We start from the raw sequence: 5904 nt of genomic DNA on the forward strand, positions 1-5904 counted from the left end.
ATCCTGCCCGCAGCACCCGCGATTACCAGGCCGCCGACGCCGCTCACCACATTCACGCGTTCGTCGATCAGAAAGCCCTCAACGAAGAAGGTCCGCGGGTGATGGTCAGCGGTGATCGCCTGGCGTTGTGGGACAACGACGGCAAGCGTTATCTGGACGGCATGTCCGGCCTGTGGTGCACCAACCTCGGTTACGGGCGCAAGGATCTGGCCGCCGCCGCGACCGCGCAGCTGGAGCAACTGCCCTACTACAACATGTTCTTCCACACGACCCACCCGAAGGTGATCGAGCTGTCCGAGTTGCTGTTCAGCCTATTGCCGAAACACTACAGCCACGCGATCTACACCAACTCCGGCTCCGAAGCCAACGAAGTGCTGATCCGCACCGTGCGCAAGTTCTGGCAGGTGCTGGGCAAGCCCGAGAAGAAAATCATGATCGGCCGCTGGAACGGCTATCACGGCTCGACCCTGGCCGCGACGGCGCTGGGCGGCATGAAGTTCATGCACGAAATGGGCGGCACCATCCCCGATGTTGCGCACATTGATGAGCCTTACTGGTTCGCCCATGAAGGCGACCTCAGCCCGGAGGAGTTCGGCCTGCAAGCGGCGCGGCAACTGGAAGACAAGATTCTCGAACTGGGTGCCGACAAGGTTGCCGCGTTCGTCGCCGAGCCGTTCCAGGGCGCGGGGGGCATGATCATTCCGCCGGCCACTTATTGGCCGGAAATTCAGCGCATCTGCCGTAAATACGATGTTTTGTTGTGTGCTGACGAAGTGATTGGTGGTTTTGGTCGCACGGGCGAATGGTTCGCCCATCAGACATTCGGTTTTGAACCCGACACGCTGTCGATCGCCAAAGGCCTGACCTCGGGTTACATCCCCATGGGCGGTTTGATTCTGTCGCGGCGCATGGCCGAGGCGCTGGTGGAAAAAGGTGGCGTGTTCGCTCACGGCCTGACCTATTCCGGGCACCCAGTGGCGGCCGCCGTGGCGATTGCCAACCTCAAGGCATTGCGTGATGAAGGCGTGGTCGCGCAGGTCAAATCCGACACCGGGCCTTATTTGCAGAACTGCCTGCGCGAGGTGTTCGGCAACCACCCGTTGGTGGGTGAGATTCAGGGTGTGGGCCTGGTCGCGGCGTTGCAATTCGCTGAAGACAAGGCCAGTCGCAAGCGCTTTGCCAATGAAAACGACATCGCCTGGCGCTGCCGCACGATTGGCTTTGAAGAGGGGTTGATCATTCGTTCGACACTGGGACGGATGATCATGGCCCCAGCGTTGATCGCCACGCGCACGGAGCTGGATGAGTTGATCGACAAGACGCGGATTGCGCTGGATCGTACGGCGCGTGAGTACGGCGTGCTGTGATCGACTGAGGACATATCTGCCTTCTGTGGGCGCAATAAACTCGTGTGGCAAGCCAGCTCCCGCAGGGAATGATGAGCGCCTGAAAGGATTAAATCGGTGGGAGCACCATCCCGCCGATTACTCCGCGCGCCGCTTGGTGTTAAATAGGCGCCAGTCTTAACCTTGTCGCTTATAGCTGTGCCACGAGAGTCGATATGAACACCCATTCCAGGAAAAGAACCCCAATTCAAACGGCGGTGACCGCATGATCGAAGTCACTGAAGTTTCCATTGCCCAACTGCGCGCCGCGCTGGAATCCGGTCAGACCACTTCGGTGGAGCTGGTACAAGCCTATCTGGCGCGCATTGATGCCTACGACGGCGCCGACACCCCGACAGCGCTGAATGCCGTGGTGGTGCGCAACCCGGAAGCGCTCAATGAAGCGCGAGCGTCCGATGCCCGTCGCGCCAAAGGTGAAATCCTTGGCCCACTCGACGGCATTCCCTACACCGCCAAAGACAGTTACCTGGTCATGGGCCTGACCGCTGCGTCCGGCAGCCCGGCCTTCGCCGACCTGATCGCCTACCGCGATGCGTTCACCATCGAACGCCTGCGTGCCGCCGGGGCGATCTGCCTGGGCAAGACCAATATGCCGCCGATGGCCAATGGCGGCATGCAGCGCGGTGTCTACGGTCGCGCCGAAAGTCCTTACAACGCCAATTACCTGACCGCGCCATTTGCTTCAGGCTCGTCGAACGGTGCCGGCACTGCCACTGCCGCGAGTTTCGCCGCGTTCGGTCTGGCAGAAGAAACCTGGTCGAGCGGGCGCGGCCCGGCTTCGAACAACGGTTTGTGCGCCTACACCCCGTCACGCGGGGTGATCTCGGTGCGCGGCAACTGGCCGTTGACGCCGACTATGGACGTCGTCGTGCCTTACGCGCGCACCATGGCCGACCTGCTCGAAGTCCTCGACATCGTTGTCGCTGAAGACCCGGACACCCGTGGCGACCTCTGGCGTCTGCAACCGTGGGTGCCGATCCCGAGCGTCAACGAGGTGCGCCCCGCCGCTTACGCCGAGCTCGCCGTCGATGCCAAGGCGCTGGCGGGCAAGCGTTTCGCCGTGCCGCGCATGTTCATCAATGCCGATCCTGAAGCCGGCACCAGCGAAGCCCCGGGCATCGGTGGCCCGACCGGCCAGCGCATCAACACCCGCGCCTCGGTGATCGACTTGTGGAAGCAGGCGCGTCAGGCCCTCGAAGCCGCAGGTGCCGAAGTCATCGAAACCGACTTCCCACTGGTCTCCAACTGCGAAGGTGACCGTCCCGGCGCACCGACGGTGTTCACCCGCGGGCTGGTCTCGAAAGAATTCCTCCACCATGAGCTGTGGGACCTGACCGCGTGGGCGTTCGACGATTTCCTGCAAGCCAACGGTGACCCGAAACTCAATCGACTGGTCGACGTCGACGGGCCGAAGATCTTCCCGCACGATCCCGGCACCCTGCCCAACCGTGAAGGCGATCTGGCCGCCGGCATGGATGAATACGTGCGCATGGCCGAACGCGGCATCACGCCGTGGAACGAGATCTCCACCGTACCCGATGGCCTGCGAGGTCTGGAACAAACCCGGCGAATCGACCTGGAAGACTGGATGGACACACTCGGCCTCGACGCCGTGCTGTTCCCGACCGTCGCCGACGTTGGGCCGGCAGACGCGGACGTCAACCCGGAATCGGCGGACATCGCCTGGAGCAACGGCATCTGGGTGGCCAACGGCAACCTCGCGATCCGCCACCTCGGCGTACCGACCGTCACCGTGCCGATGGGCGTGATGGCCGACATCGGCATGCCGGTGGGGCTGACCTTCGCTGGCCGGGCGTATGACGATTCGAACCTGCTGCGATTCGCGGCGGCGTATGAATCGACCGGCAGCAAACGCCAGATCCCGCCGCGCACGCCGCCACTGTCTTAAATGCTGGGAGTGCGGTGTGTCTGTCAGCAGAAATGTTGCCTGACACACCGCCATCGCTGGCAAGCCAGCTCCCACAGGGTTCTGCTCCAGTCACAAAACCCGTGCTGAACGCAAAACCTGTAGGAGTGTGTGTGGTCATCATCGGTGAGCACACCCTGAATCCCTGTAGGAGTGTGTGTGGTCACCATCGGTGAGCGCACCCTGAATCCCTGTGGGAGCTGGCTTGCCAGCGATGGCGTCAGCGCGTTCACCACCTCATGACCTGACAGCCACAGCAATTCAGCACACCCGCTCAATCGCCCTTCCTGCATTCCCGCGATCATCCCGGTCACCTTAATTGCCGCTGGCCACTGACCATGATCGACTGCGTCCCCTCGCGCCTCACTCTGCTCGCGCTGCTCTGCGGTCTCACTACAACCGCCCACGCCAGCGGTTTTTTCGACGATGCCAAAACCGAAGTACTCAGCCGCAATTTCTTCCTGAGTAACGATTACCGCTCGCCCTCACCGTCCGGTAAAAACTACAAACAGGAATGGGCTCAAGGGTTTATCGGCACCTTCTCATCCGGTTTCACCCCCGGCACAGTCGGTTTCGGCATCGACGCCCACGCCTTCGCCGGGCTGAAACTGGATGGTGGCAAGGGCCATTCCGGCACCGGGTTGCTGCCGGTCGACAGCGATGGCCGCAGTGAAAACGACTACTCCAGCGCGGGCGGTGCGCTCAAGTTGAAAGCGTCGCGCACCACCCTCGCCTTCGGTGAAATGACCGTGGAAACCCCGGTGTTCGACACCTCCGACAAACGCCTGCAACCGGAATACGCCACCGGTTTCCTGCTCAACAGCGCCGAGTTCGACCACGTCAATCTGGTGGCCGGGCATTTCACCGCGTTCAAGAATCAGGACAGCTCATCAGGCAAGGGCGATTTCTACGGCTATGGCGCCAATACCGAGGCCGGCGGGATCAGTTTTCTCGGCGCCGATCTGTTCAGCGACAGCCCGATAGGCGGCGCGTTGTATGCCTCGGACCTGAGCGACACCTGGCATCAGTACTACGGCAACCTGCACCTCAAGCAGTCCGGCGTGCTGCTCGACGCCAACCTCTATCACACGCGCGACAGCGGCCGGGCACTGGCCGGCGCCATCGACAACACCGCGTTCAGCCTTTCCGGCAAATACACCTTCGGCCCGCACGCGGTGATGCTCGGCTGGCAAAAGATCAATGGCGACACACCGTTCGACTTCGTCGGCGGCGACTCGATCTACCTCGCCAACTCGATCAAATACGCCGATTTCAATGGCGCCAACGAACGCTCATGGCAGGCGCGCTATGACCTCGATCTGGGCGCCTTCGGCATCCCCGGCCTGAAGTTCATGACCCGCTACGTCAGCGGTAGCCAGATCGACGGCACTCACGCGCCCAAGGGCGGCGCCTACAACCCGTTCGATCCTGAAAGCGGCAGTTACCAGCCGCAGCAGGGTGACGGCGGCAAACACTGGGAGCGGGATATTGATTTGAAGTACATCGTTCAGTCGGGCGCGGCGAAGGATCTGTCGGTGCAGGTCTCACATGTATCGCACCGGGCCAATGAGGCGCAGGCCGGCGATGACATTGACCGGATCTATGTGGTGATCCAGTACCCACTTGGTTTCTAACCCACCGCCCATCCCGATTTGAAACGCTATCCCCTGTCGGAGTGAGCCTGCTCGCGATAGCGTCTTTCAGCAACATTCATGCTCACTGATACACCGTTATCGCGAGCAGGCTCACTCCCACAGGTTTGGGTTTCAGCCAAACATCCGTGTACGCAACACACCTTTCACGGCCAGCCATGTAGGTGCTGTTGATTGAAATGGCGGAAGGCAGCCGGAGTCGAACCTGCCCGGGAACGGATGCCGTCCCCAACCGGGTTTGAAGCCCGGCCGCGCCACCGGGCGCGATTGCCTTCCTTGAACTCATTGGGCGTCGGCGTCGGCCAGCGCGTTGTCGGGGCGGATCTGGCGGGATTCGCCGAGGCGTCGGGTCAGGCCGACGCGGTCGAAATATTCGAGGTACTGAATACAGCGTTTGCGTCCCAAGCCTAGCGCATCGCGGAAGGTTGTCACCTGGATCTGCGGATTTTCCCTGGCCAGTTTGAGCAACACTTCCGCCATTTGGCGCAGTTGCACGTCGCTCAAAAACAGGTCGCGCACTATTTGATGCATCAAACCCAAGCGCGCCAGTTTACGCAGCAACAAGCGCACGACCGCGTCGTCCTGCCCCAGCACTGTCGCCACGTCACGCACCCACGGCGGATCGAAACCGGCCTGTTCGAACAATGGCTGCAACCCTAGCCAGAGGCTTTCGTCCTCGGCATTCAGGCGCACCTGATGATCCGGCAGGTGCAGCCACGGACCGCTCGCCTGGATCGATCCGGCCGTCAGCAATTCATCGAGCAAGCTCGCGAATGTCGAACGTTCGAGTGCCAGCCCGCTGAAGCGACGCAAGCGATCGCGATCCGGGCCCATCTGGTCAGGTTCCCGTTCATGGAACTGCGCGAGGTGCTCCAGCAGCGTGAACTTCAGCTGCGCCCAACGCTGCACATTGAACAGC

General features: G+C 61.8%; 4 protein-coding genes and 1 tRNA gene. 3 read left to right on the plus strand and 2 right to left on the minus strand.

Annotated elements, in window-relative coordinates:
* From DBR24_RS02570 to DBR24_RS02580, 3 genes are all read left to right on the plus strand, one after another.
* A partial coding sequence (locus DBR24_RS02570) for an aspartate aminotransferase family protein (protein ID WP_128613813.1) occupies positions 1-1367 on the plus strand: 1367 nt, incomplete at its 5' end.
* A gap of 244 nt (positions 1368-1611) precedes the next feature.
* Positions 1612-3315 (plus strand): amidase, encoded by a 1704-nt coding sequence (locus tag DBR24_RS02575; RefSeq protein ID WP_128613814.1) that lies wholly within the window; start codon positions 1612-1614, stop codon positions 3313-3315.
* Positions 3316-3671: 356 nt separating this feature from the next.
* Positions 3672-4967, plus strand: coding sequence for an OprD family porin (locus DBR24_RS02580; protein ID WP_128613815.1), 1296 nt, complete (start codon positions 3672-3674; stop codon positions 4965-4967).
* A 198-nt stretch (positions 4968-5165) separates the two neighbouring features.
* Here the strand turns inward: DBR24_RS02580 and DBR24_RS02585 are convergent.
* Positions 5166-5261: transfer RNA gene (locus DBR24_RS02585), tRNA-Sec, on the minus strand.
* 6 nt (positions 5262-5267) lie between these two features.
* Positions 5268-5904, minus strand: a 637-nt coding sequence (locus DBR24_RS02590) for a SelB C-terminal domain-containing protein (protein WP_177490409.1), incomplete at its 5' end; no start/stop codon positions are given.

The organism is Pseudomonas sp. HMWF006 (assembly GCF_003061205.1).
Lineage (GTDB): Bacteria > Pseudomonadota > Gammaproteobacteria > Pseudomonadales > Pseudomonadaceae > Aquipseudomonas > Aquipseudomonas monsensis.

Bases quoted from the DNA above. Each gene is read 5' to 3' on its own strand.
- DBR24_RS02575 (WP_128613814.1), top strand. From the start codon at position 1,612: ATGATCGAAGTCACTGAAGTTTCCATTGCCCAACTGCGCGCCGCGCTG.
- DBR24_RS02580 (WP_128613815.1), top strand. From the start codon at position 3,672: ATGATCGACTGCGTCCCCTCGCGCCTCACTCTGCTCGCGCTGCTCTGC.